15 protein-coding genes are annotated in these 25,574 nt (G+C 57.0%); 7 read left to right on the top strand and 8 right to left on the bottom strand.

Translation table 11 applies throughout. The annotated features are described in order from the left end of the window. Positions 1–86: 86 nt before the first annotated feature. Together JL015_RS07215 and xseA are read right to left on the bottom strand one after the other, a co-directional pair. The gene (locus JL015_RS07215; RefSeq protein WP_201003751.1) at positions 87–911 is read right to left on the bottom strand and encodes a peptidoglycan DD-metalloendopeptidase family protein; all 825 of its coding nucleotides are present in this window, start codon (positions 909–911) and stop codon (positions 87–89) included. A 7-nt stretch (positions 912–918) separates the two neighbouring features. Next, positions 919–2,298, bottom strand: a complete 1,380-nt coding sequence (xseA, locus tag JL015_RS07210) for an exodeoxyribonuclease VII large subunit (protein WP_201017952.1) — start codon at positions 2,296–2,298, stop codon at positions 919–921. 97 nt (positions 2,299–2,395) lie between these two features. On the opposite strand from xseA, the gene JL015_RS07205 reads away from it, so the two are divergent. From JL015_RS07205 to JL015_RS07185, 5 genes are all read left to right on the top strand, one after another. After that, complete coding sequence (locus JL015_RS07205) at positions 2,396–3,175, top strand: sulfite exporter TauE/SafE family protein (protein WP_201017951.1); 780 nt, start codon at positions 2,396–2,398, stop codon at positions 3,173–3,175. 67 nt (positions 3,176–3,242) lie between these two features. After that, positions 3,243–3,791: a sugar ABC transporter ATPase gene (locus JL015_RS07200; protein ID WP_201017950.1), complete on the top strand. Its 549-nt coding sequence runs from the start codon at positions 3,243–3,245 to the stop codon at positions 3,789–3,791. A gap of 95 nt (positions 3,792–3,886) precedes the next feature. Beyond that, the gene (guaB, locus tag JL015_RS07195; RefSeq protein ID WP_201017949.1) at positions 3,887–5,356 is read left to right on the top strand and encodes an IMP dehydrogenase; all 1,470 of its coding nucleotides are present in this window, start codon (positions 3,887–3,889) and stop codon (positions 5,354–5,356) included. 125 nt (positions 5,357–5,481) lie between these two features. Further along, positions 5,482–7,059, top strand: a complete 1,578-nt coding sequence (gene guaA / locus JL015_RS07190; RefSeq protein WP_025258858.1) for a glutamine-hydrolyzing GMP synthase — start codon at positions 5,482–5,484, stop codon at positions 7,057–7,059. Positions 7,060–7,202: 143 nt separating this feature from the next. Then, a complete protein-coding gene (locus JL015_RS07185; protein ID WP_201017948.1) occupies positions 7,203–11,825 on the top strand; it encodes an ATP-binding protein in 4,623 nt (1,540 codons plus the stop codon). A gap of 441 nt (positions 11,826–12,266) precedes the next feature. Here the strand turns inward: JL015_RS07185 and JL015_RS07180 are convergent, their stop codons facing one another. Both JL015_RS07180 and JL015_RS07175 read right to left on the bottom strand, forming a co-directional pair. Beyond that, positions 12,267–14,213, bottom strand: a complete 1,947-nt coding sequence (locus tag JL015_RS07180) for a putative bifunctional diguanylate cyclase/phosphodiesterase (protein WP_201017947.1) — start codon at positions 14,211–14,213, stop codon at positions 12,267–12,269. Between the two features lie 351 nt (positions 14,214–14,564). After that, a complete protein-coding gene (locus JL015_RS07175) occupies positions 14,565–14,942 on the bottom strand; it encodes a winged helix-turn-helix transcriptional regulator (RefSeq protein WP_201003731.1) in 378 nt (125 codons plus the stop codon). 101 nt (positions 14,943–15,043) lie between these two features. Here JL015_RS07175 and JL015_RS07170 point away from each other — a divergent pair, with 101 nt between their 5' ends. Continuing rightward, the gene (locus JL015_RS07170) at positions 15,044–16,168 is read left to right on the top strand and encodes an NADH:flavin oxidoreductase (protein ID WP_201017946.1); all 1,125 of its coding nucleotides are present in this window, start codon (positions 15,044–15,046) and stop codon (positions 16,166–16,168) included. 241 nt (positions 16,169–16,409) lie between these two features. After that, entirely contained in the window at positions 16,410–18,212 is a 1,803-nt protein-coding gene (locus tag JL015_RS07165) for an amidohydrolase (RefSeq protein WP_201017945.1), read from the top strand. A gap of 74 nt (positions 18,213–18,286) precedes the next feature. On the opposite strand, the gene JL015_RS07160 is transcribed toward JL015_RS07165, so the two are convergent. The 4 genes from JL015_RS07160 to JL015_RS07145 form a co-directional block, all read right to left on the bottom strand. Then, positions 18,287–20,707, bottom strand: coding sequence for a TonB-dependent siderophore receptor (locus JL015_RS07160; protein ID WP_236250175.1), 2,421 nt, complete (start codon positions 20,705–20,707; stop codon positions 18,287–18,289). 113 nt (positions 20,708–20,820) lie between these two features. Beyond that, positions 20,821–21,783 carry a FecR family protein gene (locus tag JL015_RS07155; protein ID WP_201017944.1) on the bottom strand — a complete coding sequence of 321 codons (963 nt, stop codon included), beginning with the start codon at positions 21,781–21,783 and terminating at the stop codon, positions 20,821–20,823. An 88-nt stretch (positions 21,784–21,871) separates the two neighbouring features. Next, entirely contained in the window at positions 21,872–22,369 is a 498-nt protein-coding gene (locus tag JL015_RS07150) for an RNA polymerase sigma factor (protein WP_201017943.1), read from the bottom strand. A 201-nt stretch (positions 22,370–22,570) separates the two neighbouring features. Further along, on the bottom strand, positions 22,571–25,465 hold the full coding sequence (locus JL015_RS07145) for a membrane-targeted effector domain-containing toxin (protein WP_201017942.1): 2,895 nt from the start codon (positions 25,463–25,465) through the stop codon (positions 22,571–22,573). Positions 25,466–25,574 lie beyond the last annotated feature (109 nt).

Genomic DNA, 25,574 nt, shown 5'->3' with positions numbered 1-25,574 from the left:
GAGTTGAAAAGCGTGTGCAAACACCTTCGCGAATGAATTCGCTCCCACACGGTCGCCGTAGGAGCGAATTCATTCGCGAAAAAGGGTTACGGCTGAAACGCGCCAATGAATATCGCCGGGTCTACCCGCGCATCGTTCAGGCTGACGTTCCAGTGCAGGTGTGGGCCGGTGGCGCGGCCAGTGGAGCCGACTTTACCCAGCAGCCCGCCGCGTGGCACGAGGTCGCCGGTCTTCACGTCGATCTTCGACAGGTGGCAGAACATGCTGATAAGGCCTTGGCCGTGATCGACATACACCGTGTTGCCATTGAAGAAGAAATTACCGGTCAGGATCACCTTGCCTGCTGCCGGAGATTTGATCGGCGTGCCTGTAGGCACCGCGAAGTCCAGGCCTGAGTGTGGGTTGCGTTCTTCACCATTGAAGAAACGGCGCACACCAAACTTGCTCGACAGCGGCCCGTTTACCGGTTTGTCGAAGATCAGGTTGCTCGGCGTACCGGGGCTGAACACCGCATAGCCGCCCAGCAGTTTTGGCGTTTCGCTGTTGATGCGCTTGGTGTCCTCGGGGTTCGGGTTGACCTGGCGCTTGTTCTGCAGAGTGATGTGCTGCTCCGGGTATTTCTTGCTGCCAACCGTAAAGCTCAGGTTGCGTCCGCCCGTCGTCAGTTGTTGTGTGCCGGGCTTGACCGTCAGCGGCAGGCCGACAATCGCCAGCCAGCGAATACCCTGTTCCTTGACCACCAGCACCGGTTTGCCCTGGAACGTGGCTTTCGGCGGCTGATTGCTGTCGCCCAGATCAATCACCGCGACGCCACCGGGCACCGGTTTGTTGAGTGCGCGAGTGATGTAGCTATCGGCATGAGCGGGCAGGCATAGCAAAAGGGCGAGCAGCGGAGCGATAAAACGTAGCATCGATAGGTCAGTCCAGAAGAGAGAGGGTCACAGGCGTCAGGTGGTTATCCTCGACGCGCACTTGCAATTCGCCTTCGCCCAGCTTGGCCGTGAGTCGTTGGCCGGGTTGGGTTTGCGCTGCGTTTTGGATGGCATGGCCGCGTTCGTCGAGGAGGATACTGTAGCCGCGACCCAGTGTTGCCAGCGGGCTTACGACATGAAGTGTCTGAATCTGGCTTTGCAGTTGCAGTTTGCGCGTCTTGATCTGTTCGCGCATGGCGCGTGGCAAGCGTTCGGCCAGGACGTCCAGCCGCTGGCGCAGGAAGGCCAGGGTGCGTCCTGGGTGCTGTGCGGCGAGACGACTGTCCATGTTCGCAAGACGCACCTGACGTTTTTGCATGCCTTGCTCAAAGGCGCGGCGCAGGCGCATGTCCAGGTCGTCCAGACGCTGGGCTTGCTGACGCAAGCGTTCACCGGGATGGCGCAGGCGGCGAGCAATACCGTCCAGGCGCAACCGCTCGCGCATGAGTCGATCCTGCATGCGGCTTATCAGTCGGCGATTGAGGTTTTCTACCCGGCGATGCAGGTCGCTGGAGTCTGGCGCCAGCAACTCCGCAGCGGCGGAAGGGGTTGGCGCACGCACGTCGGCGACGAAGTCACTGATGGAAACATCGGTCTCATGCCCCACTGCACTGACGATAGGCGTCACGCAGGCATCGATTGCACGGGCCACGGCCTCTTCGTTGAAGCACCACAGGTCTTCAAGCGAGCCGCCGCCTCGGGCGAGGATCAAGGCATCGAAGCCTCTGGAGTCGGCCAGCTTGAGTGCCCGGACAATCTGCGCAATCGCTTCGCGGCCCTGGACCGCCGTCGGAATCAGGGTCAGCTCGACTTGCGGCGCGCGACGACGGAACACGCTGATGATGTCGCGTATCACTGCGCCCGTAGGCGAACTGATGATGCCAATGCGTTGCGGGTGCAGCGGCAGCGCGATCTTGCGCTCGGCGCTGAACAACCCTTCGTCACTGAGCTTGGCTTTGAGTGCATCGAAGGCCAGTCGCAATGCGCCATCGCCCGCAGGCTCGACGGTATCGAGGATCAGTTGATAGTCGCCGCGCCCTTCAAAGAGGGAAACCTTGCCGCGGACCTTGACCTGCAAGCCATCCTTGAGCGCCTGTCGTACACGCGCCGCGCTCTGGCGAAACAGCGCGCAGCGGACTTGCGCACCGGAGTCCTTGAGCGTGAAGTACACATGGCCGGAGGCCGGGCGCGACAGGTTGGATATCTCGCCCTCGACCCAGATGCTGCTGAACACATCCTCCAGCAACACGCGGGCGCGGCCGTTGAGCTGGCTGACAGTAAGGACTTCCCGGTCCAGGCCGAGTCTTGCGAAGGGATCTTTAATCATGGCGGCATCATAAAGGGATTTGCCTGCTCGTCACCACTGGCGGTTTCCGGGTGGCGCAGCTATATAAGCAGCGCGTAGTGAATTCAGGGAGCGTCGTGTGGCGGCTTTAGAGTTAGGCGAGTGGTTCAGCCATTTGGGCTTTGCGCCGCTGGATCTGCTGTGGATCGAGCTGGCGGTGGTTGCGGCCTATGTGGTGTTCGGTGTTGCCGGTTTTGGCACGGCGCTGGTTGCCGGGCCTGTCCTGATTCATTTCATGCCGCTGTCGCGGATCATTCCTTTGTTGGTGATGCTGGATTTCCTGGCAGCATTTGGCAATCTGTTGCCTTCCCGGCAGTCGGTGGCCCGCTCGGAGTTGCTTCGTCTGCTGCCTTGTATGGCGGTGGGTTGCACTTTGGGTGTGCTGTTTCTGCTCAATCTTAAATCCGATGTGCTGCTTTTATTGATGGGGCTGTTCGTGACCGCGTATGCGCTTTATAGCCTGGCGGTGAAGGTGCGGCCGACGCAACTGGCGGCAGGTTGGGCGATCCCCATGGGGACGATTGGTGGTCTGTTCGGTGCCCTGTTTGGCAGTGGTGGCTTTCTTTATGCGATTTACCTTAATAGTCGACTGACTTCCAAGGAGCAGGCGCGTGCCACGCAAAGCGCGCTGATCAGTTGCAGCACCATCGTGCGCCTTGGACTGTTTCTGCTGGCTGGGGTCTATGCCGAAATCCCGTTGCTGCTTCTGGCTGCCTGTTTATTGCCTGCCATGTTGCTGGGCTCATGGATCGGCAGGTCCCTGGTGATAAAGCTGTCACGCGAAGCCTTTGTGCGGCTGGTGACCTGGCTGGTACTGATCAGTGGCCTGGCGCTGATCGGCCGCTACATTGCCGGTTGATGAGCCGAGGGTTGGGGCTGACCTGTTAAACTGCCGCCCCCCGATCAGCTTTCAGCGACACATTGCCATGAACACCCAAAGCATCATCGTTCCGCAAATCTCCAGTTTTCCCGGGCATGAGGCTCGTGCGCGTCTGATCCTGCGCTGGCTGGTCAAGCTCAATGTGGTCGAGCCGGAACTGAGCACCTGCGGGCGGACCTACAACAAGATGGCCTATGCCATTGCTCCGGGGGCAAGAAGGGTGGTGCAGCACCCCGACGCCTTGCCGTTCGGGCAGGCCGTCAACGGGCTGGAAATCGTGACCAGGCGCTGTATCTTCACGCCGCTGAACAACTTTGCCGAAGAAGCTGGCTGCCCTGAGTGCCGTCGGGAAATCGGTGAGGCGCTGTTCGATAGCCTGGAAGACTGGATGCCCGGCCATACCGATAACTTCATCTGCCCTGAATGCCGCCATGAAGACGATATCAACGGCTTTCTGTTCCTGGATGCCTGCGGTTTTTCCAACCTGGGATTCATCTTCAATAACTGGCTCGATGCTTCGTTCACTCAGAGCTTTCTCGACGACTTCGCCGAACGTCTGGACCGCCCGGTTTCCTTCGTCAAAGTCCGGCTATAAGTTCGTTTGATATTAGGCTGAGGTTTGCATTGAGCCTGCGCGGGTGTGTAGGTATAATGGCGCGCTTCCAATTTTCCCGCCCGGGAGCCCCCGCGATGCTGCGTATCAGTCAAGAAGCCCTAACATTCGACGACATTCTCCTTGTGCCCGGTTATTCCGAGGTGCTGCCCAACGAAGTCAGTCTGAAAACCCGTTTGACCCGTGGCATTGAACTGAATATCCCTTTGGTTTCCGCTGCAATGGATACTGTCACTGAAGCCCGTCTGGCCATCGCCATGGCTCAGGAAGGTGGTATCGGTATCATCCACAAGAACATGACCATCGAGCAACAGGCTGCTGAAGTTCGCAAGGTCAAGAAGTTCGAGGCCGGTGTCGTCAAGGACCCGATCACCATCGAGGCTGACGCCACGGTACGTGACCTGTTCGAGCTGACCCGCCTGCACAACATTTCCGGCGTACCTGTCCTGCATGATGGCGACCTGGTCGGCATCGTGACTTCCCGCGACGTACGCTTTGAAAACCGTCTGGATATCCCTGTTCGCGAAGTGATGACGCCTAAAGAGCGTCTGGTCACCGTACGCGAAGGCGCAGACAAGAACGAAGTGCGCGATCTGCTGCACAAGCACCGTCTTGAAAAGGTCCTGATCGTCGACGCCAAGTTCGCGCTCAAGGGCATGATGACCGTCAAGGACATCGAAAAGGCCAAGGCCTACCCGCTGGCGAGCAAGGACGACCAGGGTCGTCTGCGTGTCGGCGCTGCTGTCGGTACTGGCAAGGACACTGGCGATCGCGTTTCGGCGCTGGTTGCTGCCGGTGTTGACGTCGTAGTTGTCGATACTGCTCACGGTCACTCCAAAGGCGTGATCGACCGCGTTCGCTGGGTCAAGGAAAACTTCCCTGAAGTGCAGGTCATCGGCGGCAACATCGCCACCGGCGCTGCTGCCAAGGCTCTGGCTGCTGCCGGTGCCGACGCAGTCAAGGTCGGTATCGGTCCTGGCTCGATCTGCACCACCCGTATCGTTGCTGGCGTGGGCGTGCCGCAAATCAGCGCTATCGCCAACGTTGCCGCTGCCCTTGAAGGCACTGGCGTTCCCCTGATCGCCGACGGGGGCATCCGTTTCTCGGGTGACCTGTCCAAGGCCATCGTTGCCGGCGCAAGCTGCGTGATGATGGGGTCGATGTTTGCCGGTACTGAAGAAGCTCCGGGCGAAATCGAACTGTTCCAGGGCCGCTCCTACAAGGCTTATCGCGGCATGGGCTCGCTGGGCGCCATGTCCCAGGCGCAAGGTTCTTCGGACCGTTACTTCCAGGATTCGTCCGCAGGTGCCGAGAAGCTGGTACCGGAAGGTATCGAAGGCCGTGTGGCCTACAAGGGTTCGCTGTCGGCAATCATCCATCAACTGATGGGCGGCCTGCGTTCTTCCATGGGCTACACCGGTAGCGCCGATATCGAAGAAATGCGCACCAAGCCCGAGTTCGTACGCATCACCGGCGCTGGCATGGCTGAGTCCCACGTCCATGACGTGCAGATCACCAAGGAAGCGCCGAACTATCGTGTCGGCTAAGGCCGACAGCTGATAGCTTCAAGCTTTAAGCTACAAGCGGTAGTTGCGCTTATGCAGCTACCGCAGATTCCGATAACTTGCAGCTTGCAGCTTAAAGCTCGCAACTGCTCATCAGAGCTCCTTCCATGGCCCTCGATATTCACGCCCACCGTATCCTGATCCTCGATTTCGGCTCCCAATACACCCAACTGATTGCCCGCCGCGTGCGTGAAATCGGTGTGTACTGCGAACTGCATCCGTTCGACATGGACGATGAAGCGATTCGCGAATTCGCTCCACGCGGGATCATCCTCGCTGGCGGCCCCGAGTCCGTCCACGAAGCCAACAGCCCGCGTGCTCCGCAAGCTGTGTTCGACTTGGGCGTGCCGGTCTTCGGTATCTGCTACGGCATGCAGACCATGGCCGAGCAGTTGGGTGGCCGCGTTGAAGGCTCCGACCTGCGCGAGTTCGGTTACGCCCGTGTCGACGTGGTCGGCAAGAGCCGCATACTCGACGGCATCGAAGACCATGTCGATGCCGATGGCGTCCTGGGCCTCGATGTCTGGATGAGCCACGGCGACAAGGTCACCGAAATCCCGGACGGCTTCCACGTCCTGGCCAGCACACCAAGCTGCCCTATCGCCGGCATGGCTGACGATACCCGTGGCTACTACGGCGTGCAGTTCCACCCGGAAGTGACCCACACCAAGCAGGGCGGTCGCATCCTGTCGCGTTTCATCCTCGATATCTGTGGTTGTGAAGCGCTGTGGACCCCGTCGCACATTGCTGAAGACGCGATTGCCAGCATCCGCGCCCAGGTCGGTACCGACAACGTTCTGCTGGGCCTGTCCGGCGGCGTCGACTCCTCCGTGGTCGCAGCTTTGCTGCACAAGGCCATTGGCGATCAACTGACCTGCGTCTTCGTCGACAACGGCTTGCTGCGTCTGCACGAAGGCGAGCAGGTCATGGCCATGTTCGCCGAGAACATGGGCGTCAAGGTCATCCGCGCCAACGCCGAAGAGCAGTTCCTGAACAATCTGGCTGGCGAAAGCGACCCGGAGAAAAAGCGCAAGATCATCGGCCGCACCTTCATCGACGTGTTCGATGCCGAATCCTGCAAGCTCGACAACATCAAGTACCTGGCGCAAGGCACCATCTACCCGGACGTCATCGAGTCGGCTGGCGCGAAAAGCGGCAAGGCTCACGTCATCAAGTCGCACCACAACGTGGGCGGCCTGCCGGAAGAAATGAACCTCAAGCTGGTTGAACCCCTGCGCGAGCTGTTCAAGGACGAAGTCCGCCGCCTCGGCCTGGAACTCGGCCTGCCCTACGACATGGTCTACCGCCACCCATTCCCGGGCCCGGGCCTGGGCGTGCGCATCCTGGGTGAAGTGAAAAAGGAATACGCCGACCTGCTGCGTCGTGCCGACCACATCTTCATCGAAGAACTGCGCAAGGCCGACTGGTACCACAAAGTCAGCCAGGCATTCGTCGTCTTCCAGCCAGTCAAATCGGTTGGCGTCGTAGGCGATGGCCGCCGCTACGCCTGGGTCGTTGCCCTGCGCGCCGTAGAAACCATCGACTTCATGACCGCACGTTGGGCACACCTGCCTTACGAACTGCTGGAAACCGTCAGCGGGCGGATCATCAATGAGATCGAGGGGATTTCGCGGGTGACTTACGATGTTTCGAGTAAGCCACCGGCTACGATTGAGTGGGAATGATCCTACGGTGCAGCATGAAAGAACCGGCTTTTGCCGGTTTTTTCATGCCCGAACGAATGGTTTACTCTCGCTATTGAAAGTTCCGCATTATTGGTAGCAGTTCTCTGTCAGTAGCTGGATATCGTCAAACACGGAAGATCAGAATGAAATTCCTCACAGATGATGAGATTAAAGTTGCGTACGCTCACGTCGGAGCCGTAGACGAAGGGAGTGTTGGGCCAGATAGAGCAAATTATCTTGCGTTAACGGACGCTGATTTTGAACTCCTTCTGTACAGCATCTATAGAGAGTGTACGTCTGATTTTCCGTGGTACAGCAATGCTCGTTTGATGGTCACGGGAGCAGACCAAGGGCGGGATGTTTGGCTTACGAAGGATGAGCGGCCGGTTGGGCTTATTCAGTGCAAAAAAGTTAAAGCTGGTTTTACTCGGCCGGACACGCTCCGTGAGGTAATCAAGTTCCTTCTAAATGTCGTGCTTGAGCCGGCGCTTATGCCGGACCCGACCGATTTCCGCTTTATTCTTGCCCTTGCTTCGGATCCTGCAAGTACAACAGCCGATTTTTTTGACACGTCACAGACTTGGCTAACTGCCAATGAAGCAAAGCTTTTAGGTCTGGTTACCGACGTCATTAAAAAGTATGAGGCATTCTCGACACTTAAGATCGAGGCTGTTATGCCAGGCATCAGTACGGCTCTCAAAAGTTTGAAATATGAGCTTCTTAGGCCAGTCGACCTCGATGCGTTACTGGAGCGCATTCCTGCTGTCCGTCAACGGTTTTTCAAAGTTCAACTTGTCATGTCTCTGAAGGATGCCGATGCCATGATTGAGGCTCGGTTCGCTGCAGTCGGCTTGGTTTCAAAGAGCACAACGACATTCACCAGAGATGATGTTGAAGAAGACATTACGCGCGGGTCACGCGGTCTGGCTGATTGGCCTCAAATGATTTGGGGACAGCATATAGAACGACCAGAGTTCGACGAACTGATCCAGCGGATCAGTCGGCATCCTGCAGGCTCCACGCTGGTCGTCGGAGGAGCAGGGACTGGGAAGTCAGCACTGCTCGCTGAGCTGTATTGTGCCCTCAAAGCCCGCGGCCAGATTGTGCTAGCGATAAAGGCCGACATGCTTAGCCCTGATATTGTGAATTTCGCCGACCTCGCCCGCGATCTTGGTATGTCAGGTGATATCGAACAGGAGCTTCTCTCGCTGGCGGTTGAAGCGCCGGTTGTGCTGATCATTGATCAGCTTGACGCTGTCAGTGAAGTGATGGACCAAAGTTCACAGCGCATGCAGGTTTTACTTCGCCTTGCGTCTCGGCTACAGGAGGCAGAGAGTCAAGAGGGCAATAAACTTCCCATTCACGTAATCGTTTCTTCGCGACCATTTGAGGCGAAGTTCGACGCTCGATTTAGGTTACTTGATGCGGATGAGTTACTACTTGCTCTGCCTCCGTTCGAGCGGATATCCACACTGCTTGGTGAGCTCGGTATCGACTCCACGGTCGTGCCAGATAGTCTCAAAGAGGCGCTGCGTACACCTTTTGCTCTCGCTATATACGTTGATCTTGCCAAGTCTGGCTTGAATCCTGCGGATTTTACAGCAGCAAACTTACTTGATCGATGGCTCGACAAAAAATTACCTGTAGGGACCGCGCGTGCTTCGTGTCTGGCGTTCTTGCGCCAACTCGCAACTGACATGACGCAGTATGAGAGCCTCTGGCGGCCGGCCGCTCACTATGATCCTGATTACAGCGAGATGCTGCGTTGGGCCGAGTCAATTGGCATCGTCATCCGCGAAGACGTCAGTATCGGATTCAGTCATCAGTCATGGCTAGATGATTTCCAAGCTAAGACACTCCGAACCGCACAAGAGCTGGCTGATTATGCATGGAGTCGCCAAGAAGGGTTATTTGCGCGGGGAACAGTCTTGCGTGGCCTTGAGCATATGCGAAGGGTTGATAGGGCTTCCTATGAGGTTGCTATTCGCTTGTTGCTACCAGACCCCAAGACACGCAGACATTTGCGCCATCTTGTGGCCGATTATTTGGCGAGTGTTGATGATCCGAGCGCAAGTGATATTGCTTGGGTCGATTGGATGGCGCGTAACGATCATGCACTTGCGAATCGGGCATTCAGGCAGCTAGCGACAAGATGGCCGTACTGGAGGTCAGGGGTGCTGCCGCTCCTTCCTTTTCTTCTACAGGACGAAAAGCATCGCTGGAATGCGACCATGTTGCTCGTTCGAGAAGTTGCTGAGGACTCGAGCCAAGTTATGGATCTGGTCGACCGCTATTGGTCTGATACTTCACATGACGGAGATGTGTTTAGTCTCTTTGAGCGTTCTGGTATTGCGACCGACCGTGCAATCGCCCATGTCCGTACGATCTTTAATCGAACGACGTTGGCAGATTGGGCGATATCCCATTACGCCAAGACTTTATATGAGAACGGTAATACTCACGTTGCTTTGGATCTCATTTCATTTTGGGCTGAGTTGCAGCCTGCGGATCGGCACAATGACATCAGCGTTTATGGTGTTGAAAAGATTGCGGCAGCCGCACCGCTCTATTGTGCCGAACGGCTCCTGCCTTGGTTTGTTGGGGTGGCATCGCGAGAGGTTGGTGATGGACGGCCAGGGCATCGGTATCCGCAATCGATATCTGTTCCATACGATTGGAAAAATGACTCTGGCCAAGGGCATTTGACGCAGCTTCTGCGAAGTGTGCTCGAAGAGTCAGCAGTTTCTGACCCGCTGGGTGTGCGCACCTTGCTTGTTACTGTTGTTGCTGTAGAAATTGATGAGGTCCAGTCGCTAGTGGCCGATACCCTGGCGGCGAACTCGGCTGTATTTGCTGAGTATGCGCTCGCGTTTCTCCTGGCCGATCAGCGGCGTCTTCATCTAGGTAGCGACATGTTCGACGATGAAAGAAGTGTCGGCCACATGATCTGTGGTTGGTCGTCAAGCACACTGATTGCCCAGATCACTCCCTACCTCTCTCTCGCTGATATTGAGCGGATGCGCGATTACATCGAGGCTTGGGAGCCTTGGGGGAAAGAATTACAGGAAGAGCGAGATCCTGCCCATCGAAGGCAATTGCTCCGTTGGTCTGATGAGCGGAGGTTGCGTTTACTTGCCGAACTACCTGTGCAAGTACTGACGCCCCGTCGTCGTAGGCAAGTTGAGGAGTGGCAGGTCGAACAGCCCACGCTACAAGCAAAGCGTGGCGGTCGGAGGATGGCGCAGTTCGTTGGATCACCCATGAGTCACGATCAGATGGCGAAAGCCAGTGACGATGCGATTATCAAAATGTTCGATGCAGTAAATGACCACACTGGGCGTCATGAGCACCCGAAACACTGGTTGAAGGGTGGTATTACTGAGTTGTCTCGGGCTTTTGCCGCGTTTGCGAAGTCGTTTCCAGACCGTGTTCTTCGTATCATTCCGCGTTTACAACCGGGTCTGCACGAGCAGGTTACAGGCGCCGCGATTAGGGAGTTGTCGGCGGTTGAGGCAGTTGACGCTCAGACACAAAAAGCTTTGATTTTGGATGCCCAGTCCCGTGGCTTTTCGTCGACTAGCTTTCGCCACGATGTTGCCAGCGCCATGGAGGTACTCGCTAAACGCCTGAAAGGTCTTGAGGGTCGTGACATCGAGTTGCTCAAGGGCTGGCTGCAGCGCGACCCCAATGTGTTGGCCGCAGAAACACTACGTCACGCCAAGTTAAACAAATCCAATCGTGAGAGGAATGAAAAACCAGATCAACGCCCTGAGGCCATGCTATTTGGCCGGGGCGGGGGGATGCATTTTCTCCCTCAGCGCAATTTCACGCTGCTGTCTGCGATCGCGGCGGGATATCTTTATCGTGACGGCGTGGATTTTGATGGTTGGCTCGCGGAGTTGGAACTACACGTTACTTATCCTGAAGATCCCGAGGTTTGGAGTGCGATCCTAATATTCAGGTCGTATGAACTTTGGTGGGCAGATGCTGCAAGAGTGGGCGAGCTGATTGAGGCGATCTGGCGGAGGTTTCCAGCGGCGTTTGAAGATGCAGCTGTAGTCCAGTCGTTGTGGCGCCTGCGCGTTAGCATGCATACGAGCTTACAGCAGGAGATTGTCAACTTCTGGCTCAGTCATAGCGATCATAAGCTTAGGCAGATAGGTGGTGAGTTCTCTGCTGCTAGCGTGATTATCGATAGCACTGCTTCTTGTGGGATGGGCGAGATAGTCGAAGCGGTGAAGGGCGGGAATGATGTTTCCGCCAGGTCTGGTGTGTTATTTGCGGCTGCAGCGGGGTGGGGTGAACTTGATCAAGATATTCGAAGCCGCTCGCATGCCTACCTCATTTCTATGGCCAGCATTGTCAGTGGGTTCGAGGCTCATGCTCTATCTACAGCTGTAGATCGTGGCGAGCGATTACCTCCCGATGAGATGACGCGAGCCCTGCTGGCTTCTGTTGCAGTAAATATTGATCTGCTCAGAGAATCGATGGGGTTGCTGTTTGTACGCTCGCTTCAGCACCTGTTGCTTTATCCAGGCTTTGAAATGCTGGTGCTTGAAATCGCAGAGGCTGCAACTGAGCTTGCACGTAAATCGCCAGATAGGACCGTTGGAGGGATGTACGACGGCGAATTTATAGGGCTTGTGATTGCACTTCAGCGCTCACCAATAGAAATCAAAACTCGTGCGATGACGATCTACGAGCGCTTGCTTGACGCCGAGGTTTACGGCGCTGAGGACGCTGCAGCATTTGCGCTGCGTCGTTAAGGCCCAAGCCGTATCCGCTCAACCCGTTCGCTTCCTAGCCTCTCATAGCATGGATGAGACGATATCCCAATCGGTCGCCAGATTCGATTATGGGCTGACGTTCTCCGGACTCCGGTGTTGATGCGGCAGCTTTTACCGGCCTTGCCTTAGGAAGGTGTTCCTAGCGATATCACCCTCAAGAGCAGTCATCCGCATGGTATTTATCATGGTCTCGAAATGGTAGTTGCTTTAAGGAGTACGGTTACAAGGGGCTATATATGCCTATTGATAATAGAGTGGGAGTTATCCTGCGTCCGGTGTAGGCTGGCAGTGATTGGATTGGCAAGAAACACCCAAAAGCCCGCATAACTGCGGGCTTTTCGCTTTTGGGGCTGGCAAATTCAGATAGCGGGGCTTGCTACCGTGGCACGAGCGCCAGCTGCGCCCTGCCCCATCAGCAAATTAAACCGCCTGCACCCTGGCCAGTTGCTCGCCTTCAAGCCAGGTGCTGATGTCGCTGGCGCGCATGGGTTTGGAGAACAGGTAGCCTTGGGCCCAGGCGCAGCCGAGGTTTTTCAGGGCGTCGAGTTCTGCGGCGGTTTCCACGCCTTCGACGATGCATTCCAGCTTCATGTCCTGGCACAGGGCAATCAGTGACTTGACGATCTTGAAGCTGGCCGGGTTTAGGTGGATGTTGGTGACGAAGGTGCGGTCCACCTTCAGTTTGGTCAGCGACAGCGCGTGGATCTGGCTCAGGCTGGAATAGCCGGTGCCGAAGTCGTCGAGGGAAATGCCGCAGCCCAGTTCGCGAAACCGGCTGATTGCTCGCTGGGTCTGCAGCAGGTCCTGGATGACCGCAGTTTCGGTGATTTCCAGATCGAGGCAGGCCGGGTCGAAACGGCTGCTTTTGATCAGCTCGACGATCTGCTGGGCGGCTTCCTCCGAACCACAGTCGTGGGCGGACAGGTTGAATGACAGGCGGATACCCGCAGGCCAGCTCGCGGCTGTGTCCAGCGCCTTGCTCAGCAACGGCACCGTTAGGCGATTGACCATGCCGACGCGCTCGGCAATCGGGATGAACTCACTGGGCGGCACGTTACCCAACTCCGGGCTTTCCCAGCGTGCCAGGGCCTCGAACGCGACGGTTTGCTGGCTGTGAACATCCACAATGGGCTGGAACACCACGTGAAACTCCTCATCCAGATCGGCCCTGCGCAGGGCCTGTTCGGTTAGCCCTTCGCGATTGAGCTGCTGGCGATGGGCTGCGCTGAACAGGCAGACCGTGCCGGGGCGGTGGCGCTTGCTCTGATACAGGGCATAGTCGGCGTATTCATACACTTGCGTTGCGTCGGATGCCTGATCCGGGAAGGTCGCGATGCCCAGTGACGCACTAATCTGGATAGGGATGTCCACCAGCAGAAACGGCTCGCGCATGCTGGCGCAGATTTTCTCGCCAAACGCCCGCAACTGATCGTCGCTCATGGCCTGAGTGATGATCAGGCCGAACTCGTCGCCTCCCAGCCGGGCCAGATGCACATCTTCGTCGAGCAGCCCGGTCAGGCGCTGGCCAACCTGACAGAGCAGTTTGTCACCAATGCTATGGCCATACAGATCGTTAACCGGCTTGAAGCCATCCAGGTCGATCAGCCCCACGGCCAGGCGAATCTCCTGCTCGCGGGCGCGGGACAGCAGCGTATCGAGGCGGGAAAAGAACTGCCGCCGATTGGCCAGTCCGGTCAGGCTGTCCTGATTGGCCAGGTGAAGGTTTTCCTCGCTGAGTTTTGCCGTCTGCGCCTGCATGTTCACCAGCCGGGTGAAGTCGGCGTACTGCGCCTTGAGAATGATCAGCATGGCGATGGACACCAGCAGGACGTCAATCGCAGTGGCAATAAAGGTAATGATATTGGTGGACGCGAAGAACACCACGAACGCCGTGTTGACCACTGCTGTGGTGGCCAGGGCTGCTGGCAGCAGGTGCATCATGCAAAAAATGCAGCCGATGACGGTGATCGCCATATAAAAGGCGACATGCGCCTGGGCATAGCTGTCGCCATAGGGAAACAGCGCCAGCGACCAGGCGGTGAACGCCACGGCGACAAACGGCGCGAGCATATTGGTGCGCTTCAGCGCCGCCAGCATCTGCTCCGGGCTGCGCGTCCGCCCGCGCGTGCGCATCCATTCCGCCGCACGAATCACGCCGAACAACGTCATGATCAACGGGCAATACACCACCAGCCAGCGCGGCGCGACCGCAAAGTGGGTGCCCGCCAGCATCAGGGTGTTGATCAGCAGGATGAAATACATCATGGGCAATTGGCGAGACAGCGCGATGTATTGCGCCTTGACCAGCCCAGGATTGTCCTTGGGCACAGACATCAACGCTCGCACGCCGAGCAGTGTTTTCTTCATCAGACGACGCTCTGAAAATACAACCAGATAAATAACCGAACGGATTATCCTTTCCAGACCGGATCGAGCAGGGCTAGAAACTGCTCTCATGGGATCGTGTCGGCCAATCCTCTGATTTCTACAATCGTTACGACTAGTGGCACTTTGATTTCGTTCCGCCAACCGGTCGTAATAGTTGTAAGCGGGGCAGGCACCGTCGAACAGCATCGACAATTAATGGCCAGTGGGCTGTCATCTGCGACGATTGGCGCTTTTCCGGAGGTGAGACGGTTTTTAACTTTTGGCTTAAGACGGTGCCGGTGGGTTTTGGTTTGGAGGTCAAGAACTTCAATCTCAACAATACACGGCCCCCTAAATCTCCCTCCCAGCCGCACTATCAAACTGCAACCTCGCCTCTTCAACCTCCGGCAATTTCAGCAGTGTCCATTTGTGCAGCTCACGAAATGGCTGTTGCAGGCTTTGGCCTAGCGGGGTGATTTCGTATTGCACTGCCACGGGCGAAAGCGAGATGACCTGTCGGGAAACCAGTCCATTACGCTCCAGTCGTCTCAGGCATTGTGTGAGCGCCTTTTGGGTCACGCCTTCCAGTCGGCGTTTGATGGCGTTGAAGCGGTGTGGCTCTTCATCCAGAACAGCCAGAACCATCATGGACCACTTGTCTGCGATCTGATCAAACAGTGCGCGACTGGGGCAGTCCGACGAAAAACATTGTGGCTGTATTTCGAGCATCAGGTTTCCTCAGGTATACCTAGGCGACTCAAGGTGCCTAATTGACATTAAGTTTACAAAATATACTTATATGCCTTCCGAAATCAATGGATTCAACTTCGATGTCAAACCTTGATACCAGCGTTTTATTCCGTCCTTTTTCCATCGGCTCTCTGGAGTTGAAAAACAGGATTGTCATGGCTCCGATGACGCGCCTCTTCGCTCCGGAGGGCATACCGGGTGAGGCGAGTGCTGCCTATTATCGCCGTCGGGTGGAAGGGGGCGTTGGGTTGGTTCTGTCGGAAGGCACGGTCATTGATCGCCCGGCGTCACGTAATGAGGCCAGCATTCCTTTTTTCCATGGTGACGCGGCGTTGGCCGGATGGAAGAACGTGATCGATTCGGTTAAAGGTGCGGGTGGTCGCATGGGGCCGCAACTCTGGCACACCGGTGCAGTACGTAGCGACAGAGGTTGGGAGCCGGATGCGCCCGTTGAAAGCCCGTCTGGCCTCAATACGCCAAGTGATCCGCGCGGTGTGGCGATGAGCGAAGAGGATATTGCCGATACGGTGGCTGCGTATGCCAAGGCCGCTGCAAATGCCAAACGCCTGGGCTTCGACACCGTCGAGATTCATGGGGCTCATGGTTACCTGATCGATCAGTTCTTCTGGGCGGGCACCAATCAGCGCACCGACCGTTATGGCGGCCCGACCATCAAAGAGCGCTCGCGCTTTGCCAGCGAGATCGTTGCTGCCGTTCGTGATGCGGTCGGCCCCGAATTCCCGATCATCATGCGCGTCAGCCAGTGGAAGCAGCAGGATTTTGGCGTGCGTGTCGCCGAGACACCAGCGTTGATGGAAGACTGGCTGCTTCCGCTGGTCGAGGCCGGTGTCGACGTGCTGCACTGTTCGCAACGCCGCTTCTGGGAGCCTGAGTTCCCCGAGATTGATGGCGAAAACGGATTGAACTGCGCGGGCTGGGCCAAGAAGGTGACCGGGGCCGCAAGCATCAGTGTGGGTTCGGTTGGTCTGGACAACGATGTAACCAATGCCTTTGCCGGCAAGGGTTCGGCCCCTGCGCTTGCGAGTCTGGACCGGCTTGTCGAGCGCATGGAGCGCGAAGAGTTTGACCTGATCGCTGTAGGCCGTGTACTGCTGAGTGATCCGGACTGGGCGTCGAAGGTAGAAAGTGGAGAACTCGCAACGTTGGGCGGATTCAACCCCGCTTCTTTAGCCGAGTTGGTTTAAGCGTCTTGTGATGCAGCTCCCGTGTTACGGGAGTTGCTCTGCAATCGTTCGATATTCGTGAATAGGAAATGTCGGCATGCTCAAGCCCGCTTGAATACGGGCTTTTTTTCACCCCCGAATTATCTGGAAAGTCCCTGTGATGGCACGTTAATCTCATCTACCCATACCCACACAGTACCCCCTGAAAGGAATCACCATGTCTGAACGCTTCCAGTTCGGTTGTGCCTGTTGCAGTCCCCATATGTTGCCGACTTATCAGCACGATCACAGTCAGTGGCAGGACTTGCTCGCTGAAGTGGCCCAGCAGAAAGGCCCAAAAGGGTTGCCGCAGGCTGTGATCTTTCATGGCGGACATATTTATCCGGACCCTGAGCACCCCGAGCATCCTGTCGAGGCTATCGGGATCGCCAACGGTAAGGTGATCGAGAGCGGTATGCTTCATGGTGTGCGTGAGGCGATGAAAAAGTACGAGCCGGTTGAGCGGCAGCTCACGGGTGATGAGACTCTGTTGCCGGGCCTGATCGATCCGCATGCGCACCTGATCTCGAGCGCACTCATGACCACCTGGACGGATTTGTCGCCGTTTAACGGGCAGGACCTGAATACGGATTACAGCATTGAAGTGGTCAAGGAGCGGCTCCGCAAAGCCGTCAAGGCGGCGAGCGAGTTAGCACAGCCGTGGGTGACCGGTTATGGCGTCGATCCTTCGTTGATGACGGTCTGGAAAGACATCGATGCCAAGTTCCTCGATGAGATCAGCGCCGGTACCAAGGTCCAGATTTTTCTGCTCAACGCCTCTGGTCACATCAGCTATGCCAACACTCTTGCGCTGAAGGCGGCCGGGCTCGACAAGGAATACCCGACAGGGGTCCTGACCGAGCAGCAATCCCAACTGATGATAAAAGCAATGCCAGCTACTACACCTCAGCAGATCTTCGACGGACTGAAGATCGTGTTTCGGCAGGCGAACGAGCGTGGCATCACAACCGTGTTCGATGCGAGCGTCGGTCTGATTGCAGGGACGGTTGAGGTCCCACTGATGAAAGGGCTGGCGGCGACCTCGGCGATGACGCTCCGGGTAGGCGGCGCGCTGTACGGTAATAGCAACGACTTTATGACCTGGATCGATTGCTACAAGCCCGAGTTGTCGAGTGACGGAAACAGCCTGTTTACATTGCGTGCGATCAAGCTGATCGCCGACGGCTCGAACCAGGGGTTGACCGGGTTGCAGAGCCAGCCATACCACTGCTGCGAAGAGCATTCTGTGCCAGGCGTCGGTGCCTACGGACTGTTCAACTACGATCCGGTGAGGAAACTGGCGGACGTGATGGCGTTGGCGAACTCGGCGGGCTGGCCGATTCTGACGCACGCCAACGGCGACGAAGGCATCGCCAACGTGCTGGCTGCCTATCAGATGGCACTCAGCAAGGTGCCGCCTCCGCCAGCACCCAAGCGGCCTTTCCCGACTGAACCTGCCTGGGCCGGGCAACGCCACCGGATCGAACACGCTTCGTTGCTTCACGATGATGCAATCGGCCTGATGAAGCGGATGGCGATCTCGCCAAGCTTTCTGATCGGTCACGTCGGTTACTGGGGTAAGGCGTTCAGGGACACGATTCTCGGTGCCGAGCGTGCATTGCTGCTGGACCGTTGCGCCTCGGCGTTGAAAGCGGGCCTGCGAATCAGCCTGCACAGCGACCATTTCGTCACGCCGTTCGGCCCGCTGCGTTATATGGAACAGTCGATCGGGCGTGTGATGGAGGCCTTGAAGGACAAGACTCCGGTGAACGAGGATGACAATGTGCTGAACCCGGATGAGCGTCTTAATGTGCATCAGGCGTTGCGTGCAGTGACGATCGATGCGGCCTGGCAATGCCATCTTGATCATCAGGTCGGCTCGCTGTTGCCGGGCAAGCAGGCCGATCTCGTGATCCTGGCGAAAAACCCGTTGCAGTGGCCGATGATTCACGCCAAGGGAATGCGCGACATCGGGGTACGGGAGACTTGGGTAAACGGCAGCCAGGTGTTTCCAGTCCTGCTGTGATGCCCATGTTGCTCCTGTAACCAGATGACCAAAAGAAAGCCCCTGAACTCAGGGGCTTTCCTGCATCTGGCAGATCAATACTTCCACGTCACCGAAGCCGTCAGATTCCGTGGCGCGCCATAGTTGGTGGAGCCTGCCGACTGATACAGCGACAGCAAGTATTTGCGGTCGGTGACGTTGTTCATGTTCAGCGATGTGCTCCAGTGCTCGTCGATGTCGTAGCTGGCCATCAGGTCCACCAGGGCGTAGGCCTCCTGGCTGACATTTTTGTTGGTGTCCAGCTCGGTTGAGCTTTGCCATTGAAGGCGGGTGCCGACTTTGGCCTTGGGCAGGCCGGGCAGGCGATAAGTCAGGCTGCCGCGCAAGGTATGAGTAGGGATGTACTTGCGAGCCTCCTCGCCATCGTCGTCTTCGATCCGCACAAAGTTATAGCCGCCAGCCAGTTCGAGGCCGGTCAGTACTTCGCCGGAGGCTCCCAGTTCGATGCCCCGGCTTTTGACGTTCGTGCCGCGATAGACGTATTGGCCACCCACGATTTCCCCGGTGAGTTCGGCGACGTTTTGCTGGTCTGTCTTGAATACCGCAGCAGTCACGGTCAGTCGTTCATCGAGCAGGCGACCTTTCACACCGGCTTCCATGCTTTTGCCTTCAAGTGGCAGGATCACTCCACCACTGGTGCTGCGCACGTATTGAGGTTTGAAGATCTCCGTCCAGCTGGTGTACAGGCTCCACTGTGGCGTGAGGTCATAAACCAGGCCGGTATAGGGCGTTACCTTGCCGTGTACTCGGGTGTTGTGTGGCGAGCCGTAGCCAGCCCCTTCGCCATCGGCGCTGAGCATGCGTGCCCCGGCGATCCAGTGCAGTTCATCGACAAGGCTGAAGCGCGCCCCGGCGAACAGGCTTTTCTGGCGGTCGGTGAACAGTTGGGTATTGAGGTCGTCGGTGTAGTTCAGTGCCGGTTGCACCACGTTGCCGGCCAGTGCATCGGAGAGGCTGACAAGCTGGTTGCCCGATGCATCTCTGTAGTGCCCGCGTTCGTCATGATGGGTGCGCCCGTAATTGGCGCCCACGGTCAATTCATGTTCCCGTCCGAGGAGTTTGAATGGGCCGGACAGCCGCGCTTCACCCGTCACCTGATGTTCCGTGCTGGTGGTGCGGTTGATATAGGCATAAGCATCGGTAGCCGTTGCCGGGATGGCGTACAGCATTTTGGTATCGGAGTCCTGGCTCATTCCTGCCAGGGTGACAGTGCTTGCCCAGCCATTGTCGAAAGCGTGTGTCAGCTCGATGAAAGCGCGTTTGGTATGGACGTCCCAGTAGGTCCACGGCTGGCCGACGCTGGAACTGCGGCTGCTGTAGTGAATACGGTTGCCTGCGTAATCGGCGATAGGCAAGGCTCCCCAGGTGCTGCCATTGGAGTAGCTGTTCTGTTGGGTAAAGCCCACGGTCAGGGTATCGGCATCGGACAGGTCAAAGGCCAGCAAACCTGCTGCCACGTTGACTTCGTGGCTGTACTGATCGAGGTAGGAGTTACCTTTGTCGTGGGACGTGATGAAGCGTCCGCGAACGTTGCCGCTGTCTGTCAGGGGGCCGGATACATCCAGGCCCAGTCGGCGGTTGTCCCAGGAGCCGATGCTGCTGTCGATTCTGGCCTGGAAGGTATCGGTAGGCCGTTTGCGGACCAGATTGACGGTAGCCGACGGGTCACCCGTGCCGCTCATGAGCCCGTTGGCGCCATGCAGCACGTCGACCTGCTCGAATTCCGTCATGTCTTGATCGCCGACCAGCACGCCGCCCGAAAATGGCAGGCTCATGCCGTCGTATTCAAAGTTTTCGATCTTGAAGCCACGCGAGGTAAAGGCGGTGCGATCGGTTTCGAACTGTTCGACGGTGACGGATGGTGCGTTGCGCAACGCCTCTTTCACGCTGTTGAGTTTGAAGTCGTCCATTTGCTCGCGGGTTACTACGGTGATCGCCTGTGGTGTGTCCTTGTCGCTCAGGCCCAGGCGCGTAGTGCTGGAGACGGGTTTGCCCTGATAGCCTTGGCTTGGGCTGTCGTCTTGCATGGCGCGATACTGAATCTGGGTAGGGCCAAGGATCACTTCGTTGTCCACACTTTTATTGTCTGACGGGACAAGGTAAACCGTGACCGCGTCAGTACGGGCGAAGCTATAGCCACTGCCTTGCAGTAACTTCGTCAATGCTTCCTCGGCTGAATAACTGCCGATGACTGCGCTACTGCGCAAGGTCGCGTCCAGGTTGCCGTCGAGCAGCACGTTCTGCCCGGATTGTCGGCTGAATATCAACAGTGCCTGACGTAGCTGTTGCGCAGGAATATTGAGCGACAGCTTTTCTACAGTGCTTGCAGCGGCCTGACCTGATGCTCCGTGAGCCTGAACGGTACCGACGAGTAAAGCACACGCGAGTGCTGCGCCAAGGGCATTACGCTGCCAGCGGGGATCGGTTTTCAGGCTCGGGTTTGGTGTTTTGGCCATTCAGGTCGCTTCCTATGAAGTGCGCGCAGATATGCGAATATCAATCAGTCCCGTTAAGACGGATGAGCAATCGCGATTCCTGAAGGTGTCTTGAATTATTTATGCGCGAAGTTTCAGGCGGGGTAGATCAGCGTGACCAAGTCGGTGTAGCGAGTCGTACGCACCGACAGAGCCCTGGCAAGGACATCCAGCATCTGATCGGGCCTGTTCAGGTTGAGGATCAGGCTGACCCGGCGTGCAGCGAGTCGCTTGTCCATGATGAAGATTTTCCCTTCTCGCCATCGCTGCAATTCATCGACAACGGTGAGCAGCGGGGTGTCGAAGAATGCCAGGCGGCCATCGCGCCAGGCCAGTATTTGCTCCAGCTCGGCGTGTTGAATCGTACCGGTCTGGTTGGGGCTGAAGCGTACGGAAAAGCCTTCTTCCAGGTCTGTCTGTTGAGTGGCCGTGACGACCCGTACGTTCTTTCGAGTGACTGCCAGCCGGGCGCTTGCCTTGTCGCATGCCAGGCAGAATTCGCCTTCACGAGCGAGCACCTGGCCAGCTTCCGTATTGATCCGAAACTCAATGGCAGCAGGCACCACGCTGAAAAACGCTTCGCCCTGCAGCAGTTCCACTGAGCGTCTGGAGGATGAAAAGTCCAGATTCAGGGCTGTATCTGCGGCAAGGTCCACGGTCGAGCCATCTGGCAAGTTCACCTGACGACGCTCGCCCACGGCGGTACGCACATCTGCAAAGGGTGAGCCTGTTCCCTTGAGCCAGAAGGAGGTCGCACCCGCCGTGACGGCCACAGCGCTGGCGGCGACCCCAAGACCGACGAAGCGACGCCGGGACAGTTGAGTGCGCGCCACGGGCGGTTCAGGTTTCAGCAAGAGTGCCGATGCGGCCCATAGACTTTCCAGCTCGGCATAGGCCTGAGCATGCTGAGCAGAGGTCTCTATCCACCTTGCCAGTTCCTCGCGCTCGGCCTGAGTTGGCGATCCGCCATTCATCAACGCAAACCAGACGCTGGCCTGATGGCTTATATCATCAGGCTGACGTGCGGATTGATCGAGCAAGGGCGGTTCGGGATTCATTGGATAATCAATTCAACTGGAAAGAGTACTGGCGGGTGATTGTAATCCAGCCTGTTCACATGCGTTGGCTGTTGCGACAGATACAGGCTCACTTGGACATGCCAAGCTTCAGTAAGTCCAGTGCCTTGACCATACGGCTATAGGCCGTTTTCGGAGAAATGCCGAGGCGTTCGCCAATCTCGGCATAGGTCATGCCTTCGACCCGTACCATCAGGAAAACCTCGCGACAAGGCGCAGGCATGCGTTGAATCACCTCGTTCAAGGTTGCCAGTTGCTGGTTGGCGATGGCTGCCTGTTCAAGGGTTGGCGTTCTTTGCCCGACGCTGCTCATTTCCTGGCTTTCCAGCGGCTCGCTTTTACGATGTTCCTGGCGTCTGGTGTGATCGATAAACAGGTTTCTGGCGCTGGAAAACAGATAGGCGCGGAAGTTTTCTATCCGTGTACGACCCATCTGCTCGGAGAGGCGAATGAACGTGTCCTGCGTCAGGTCGGCAGCGGTCTCTTTGCAACGCAAGCGGCGATCCAGGTATTCCTGGATTTCTGCGCGATGGGCGAGATAAAGCGCCTTGAGATCTGAACCGGACATAAAGCCACCTTGGCTGACATGCAAGCGAGCGCGGGAAAATATCACAAACGAGAATCGTTTGTGTTGAGGCTTGGTATCAAAGTGCATTTTCAGCCGGCAGAGATGATGGATGGCGATCAAAGTCGAGCCATGGCGCCCCTAAAAAGGGCGGATACAACCGCTGAGTTCTATCCGCCTCTTGTTCATTTACCTCGGCACCTTCTAGCTGACATCCTTCATTCCCATCAATTTCAGCGCATCGACCAGTTGGCCCAGATTGTCAAAAGGGCGGCCGCTGATGGCCAGCCATCTAGGGCGTTCGATAAAGAACTTGCCGCGGCTGGTCTTGATGGCCGTTCGCACGATAGCGCCGTCCGAGGCGCGGTGGATCAATAGCGGGCTGCCTGTATTTCTATTGATGACAAACATTCCCGGAATGATCAGGCGATTTTCTATCGTTGGTTGTGGATACACCTTGTTGATTGCCATCTGCATTCTGAAGTCGCTTTTGACGAAAGTGGGCAGCCTGCCGATCTCGCCATTCATGACCTGGCCCGGGTCAATCGAAAAGCCTTCGGGCTGGCCCAGGCTGACGTCCTCGGCTCTTATGCCTATGACCCCTTCCAGTTCGCTGATGCCGGGCACCCCTTCATAGGTATTGGCGTGTGCATTGCCGACCAGCGCCAGCCATTTGCCTTTAGGGCCTAGGTTCGGTGCATCGGCCTGGATGGTGGTGTGAGCGAAGTAGTTCATCATTTTGATACGCAGCAGCCCATCGGAGTCGTTCATGCCGACAATTCGATAACTGGCCATGCAGTCGAGGGGCTGGATACGGATGTGGTTTTCATTGGCGGCATTCACCAGTTCGAGAAAGGTGTACTGCCCCATGGGGTCTGTGTGATGACCTGTGTCCAGGTTTCGCAGGTAGGTTTTCAGATTGCCCGGCATGTTCCCCGATTCGGCAAACGTTTTCAGGTCCTGCAAATGGAAGTCGTTGAGCAGATGTTCCATATACAGCGTTCTGACATTAAGTTTTTTCAACAGGCGCATGTTATCGATCAGGAATTTCTTGCTGCCTAATTCGGCGTGGCTTTCCCCGATAACCAGGCCAGGAGCATTGGCCAGGATTTTCTGCAGTGTGGATTTACAGGTGTCGGTGGCTTCAAGCCGTGGCATCTCAGGCCTTTGCGGCAACTTTGTCTGACTGAAGAACTGGAAGGCATCCGTACGCAATCGCTCTCTCAGTGCCCTGAAATCAATGTAGGGGTCTGTCCATGAATGAAGCCTGGCCCAATCCCCCTGCAAGACCTTGCGGTCTCCACCATTGGCTGCAACGGCGAGATCCTGCTTCATGTTTTCGGGGACGTCGTAGGCGCTGGCCCTGATTGGGTAAGTGACTCGCGATGACCTCAGGCTTGATGCCACGGGGCCTCCGCCTCTAAGGCCATTGGTCTTGAGCGTTTCCCACTGACCGGCCGCATTGATGCGTATCGGGACATTGCGGTAGAACGAGAAAGGATTGTTCGGGTCGATAATTGCCCAGCCGTTCATCTCGTTAATGAAGCGAACGCGGTAAGTCTCGCCCTTGATCGAAACGTAGGTACTGCCGTCAGTCAGTTGATAGATACCCTGCATGCGGCCACTTTGCGCCACGGGTGAGCCGACAAGCGAGACTGTGCTCTTGAAGTCTTCAGGCAGCTCCGGCGCCTTGGCCGGTATCACTGCTGAAGCCTCTGTGATTGCAGGGGCAATGCCTGGCTCGACCTCGGTTGCAACAGGCAATGTTGCTTCGTGAGCGATAACCGGGTGTTCTGCTTCCGGAAAACCGCCGATCAGGAACAGGCTGTTGAACAGCACGTCCACTCCGCTGGTGATGGCCCCGATAACACCTGCCTTGCGCTCGGCAGTGGTGTGGCCGTTGACCGCCTGATCGATGTTCAGCCCCATGTCCGCCAGCCCGGCACCCACCACGGCCAGCGCAACAGGCCAGTCAATAGCCGCCAGTGGGCCGATGACATGGGAGAACGCATTGAGATAACCGATCCACATCTGCTTTCGCAGGTCCGAATTGGAGCGCATGGACAGATTGGCATCGGCGTTCATGCGGGTGCGTGCGCTGTCCCGAAGCCAGGTGAATGCATCCATGCCCAGGTCGCGGTCATTTTGATTGATCAATGAGGTGCTGGCAGTGGGCAGCAGATCCATCAGATGGTTGAGGCCGACGTCGTTGCTGATCTCGTTGCGCATTGAAAGCGGGAAATGCGAGAGCAATCGCGCCCGGTCACCGACTTTCGTTGTTTCGCTGACGAGCCAGGTTTTCAAGTGCTCCGGCGTATCGAAAACATGAATAGGGGTGATTTCCCCGGGTATATAGATAATTTGTCGGCCCTTGGGAGTCACGATGCGCAGGATATCGCTGGCTTCATGACCCCCGAGATCAAAGGCCGTGACACGTACTCCGGCAGGCGCGCTGGTTGTAGCAGTCAGCATCGACAACTGGATCGGTGTGTGAATATTGTTCGCGACAGCCTGAATGATCGACTGGGTGTCCTGGGCGGATAAATGACCGTTGTGCCGATCTTCCAGGACCTTGGACAGGAAGTTGGCTTTGCTGAGGGTACGGAAGTCCTCGGCGCAGTTTTGCCAGAAGCTGGCAAGTTTTGCCTTGTATTGCGTGCTGAAATCGATAGCCCACAAATCGCTCATGACATCTGAAACAAGCATTTTTATTTCAGTGTGCTCATCGTAGACATCGGCCTGCGGCCCGGCTGTGTAAAAGCCACTCATCGTTTGCAGTTCGTCTGCATAGTCCTGATCCTCTGCGTTGAATCGATGCAGGATCAGTTGCGGCAGGGTCATTGACTCGATTGGCGAACCATAATGCTGCCAGCCACTGAAGGTGACATGGCTGCTCACCGCCGTGGTGAAGCGGTGCCAGTAGACGGTGTCTGGAGAAATCGTCAGGCCGGTGTGTTTGCGCAGGATATTCCCGGCTGTTTCCAGGGCCTGCTGGCGCATGTCGGGGCAGCCTTCTGCAAGGCGTCGGGCGATGCTTTTCAGCGTCATCCGGTCCTGGGAAAAGGGCGGTGCGGATGTGGGGGTGTTGTTCTGGTTCACAGGTTCTATCTCGTGTATGGAATCCTCCAAGCGTGTCGTGAATCGTGAGAACGGGAGCGCTAGATAGTTAGTGCGGTATTGATGCCCTTATCTTTCCCTAAACGCAGGT

Origin of the sequence: Pseudomonas cichorii, from assembly GCF_015471405.1 — a bacterium.
Lineage (GTDB): Bacteria > Pseudomonadota > Gammaproteobacteria > Pseudomonadales > Pseudomonadaceae > Aquipseudomonas > Aquipseudomonas serbiensis.
This window is presented reverse-complemented; position numbering and strand designations above follow the sequence as displayed.

What these genes read in the sequence shown, in the direction of transcription:
- JL015_RS07215 (WP_201003751.1), bottom strand. Translation starts at nt 911, where the DNA reads ATGCTACGTTTTATCGCTCCGCTGCTCGCCCTTTTGCTATGCCTGCCC.
- xseA (WP_201017952.1), bottom strand. Translation starts at nt 2,298, where the DNA reads ATGATTAAAGATCCCTTCGCAAGACTCGGCCTGGACCGGGAAGTCCTT.
- JL015_RS07200 (WP_201017950.1), top strand. Translation starts at nt 3,243, where the DNA reads ATGAACACCCAAAGCATCATCGTTCCGCAAATCTCCAGTTTTCCCGGG.
- guaB (WP_201017949.1), top strand. Translation starts at nt 3,887, where the DNA reads ATGCTGCGTATCAGTCAAGAAGCCCTAACATTCGACGACATTCTCCTT.
- guaA (WP_025258858.1), top strand. Translation starts at nt 5,482, where the DNA reads ATGGCCCTCGATATTCACGCCCACCGTATCCTGATCCTCGATTTCGGC.
- JL015_RS07185 (WP_201017948.1), top strand. Translation starts at nt 7,203, where the DNA reads ATGAAATTCCTCACAGATGATGAGATTAAAGTTGCGTACGCTCACGTC.
- JL015_RS07180 (WP_201017947.1), bottom strand. Translation starts at nt 14,213, where the DNA reads ATGAAGAAAACACTGCTCGGCGTGCGAGCGTTGATGTCTGTGCCCAAG.
- JL015_RS07175 (WP_201003731.1), bottom strand. Translation starts at nt 14,942, where the DNA reads ATGCTCGAAATACAGCCACAATGTTTTTCGTCGGACTGCCCCAGTCGC.
- JL015_RS07170 (WP_201017946.1), top strand. Translation starts at nt 15,044, where the DNA reads ATGTCAAACCTTGATACCAGCGTTTTATTCCGTCCTTTTTCCATCGGC.
- JL015_RS07165 (WP_201017945.1), top strand. Translation starts at nt 16,410, where the DNA reads ATGTTGCCGACTTATCAGCACGATCACAGTCAGTGGCAGGACTTGCTC.
- JL015_RS07160 (WP_236250175.1), bottom strand. Translation starts at nt 20,707, where the DNA reads ATGGCCAAAACACCAAACCCGAGCCTGAAAACCGATCCCCGCTGGCAG.
- JL015_RS07155 (WP_201017944.1), bottom strand. Translation starts at nt 21,783, where the DNA reads ATGAATCCCGAACCGCCCTTGCTCGATCAATCCGCACGTCAGCCTGAT.
- JL015_RS07150 (WP_201017943.1), bottom strand. Translation starts at nt 22,369, where the DNA reads ATGTCCGGTTCAGATCTCAAGGCGCTTTATCTCGCCCATCGCGCAGAA.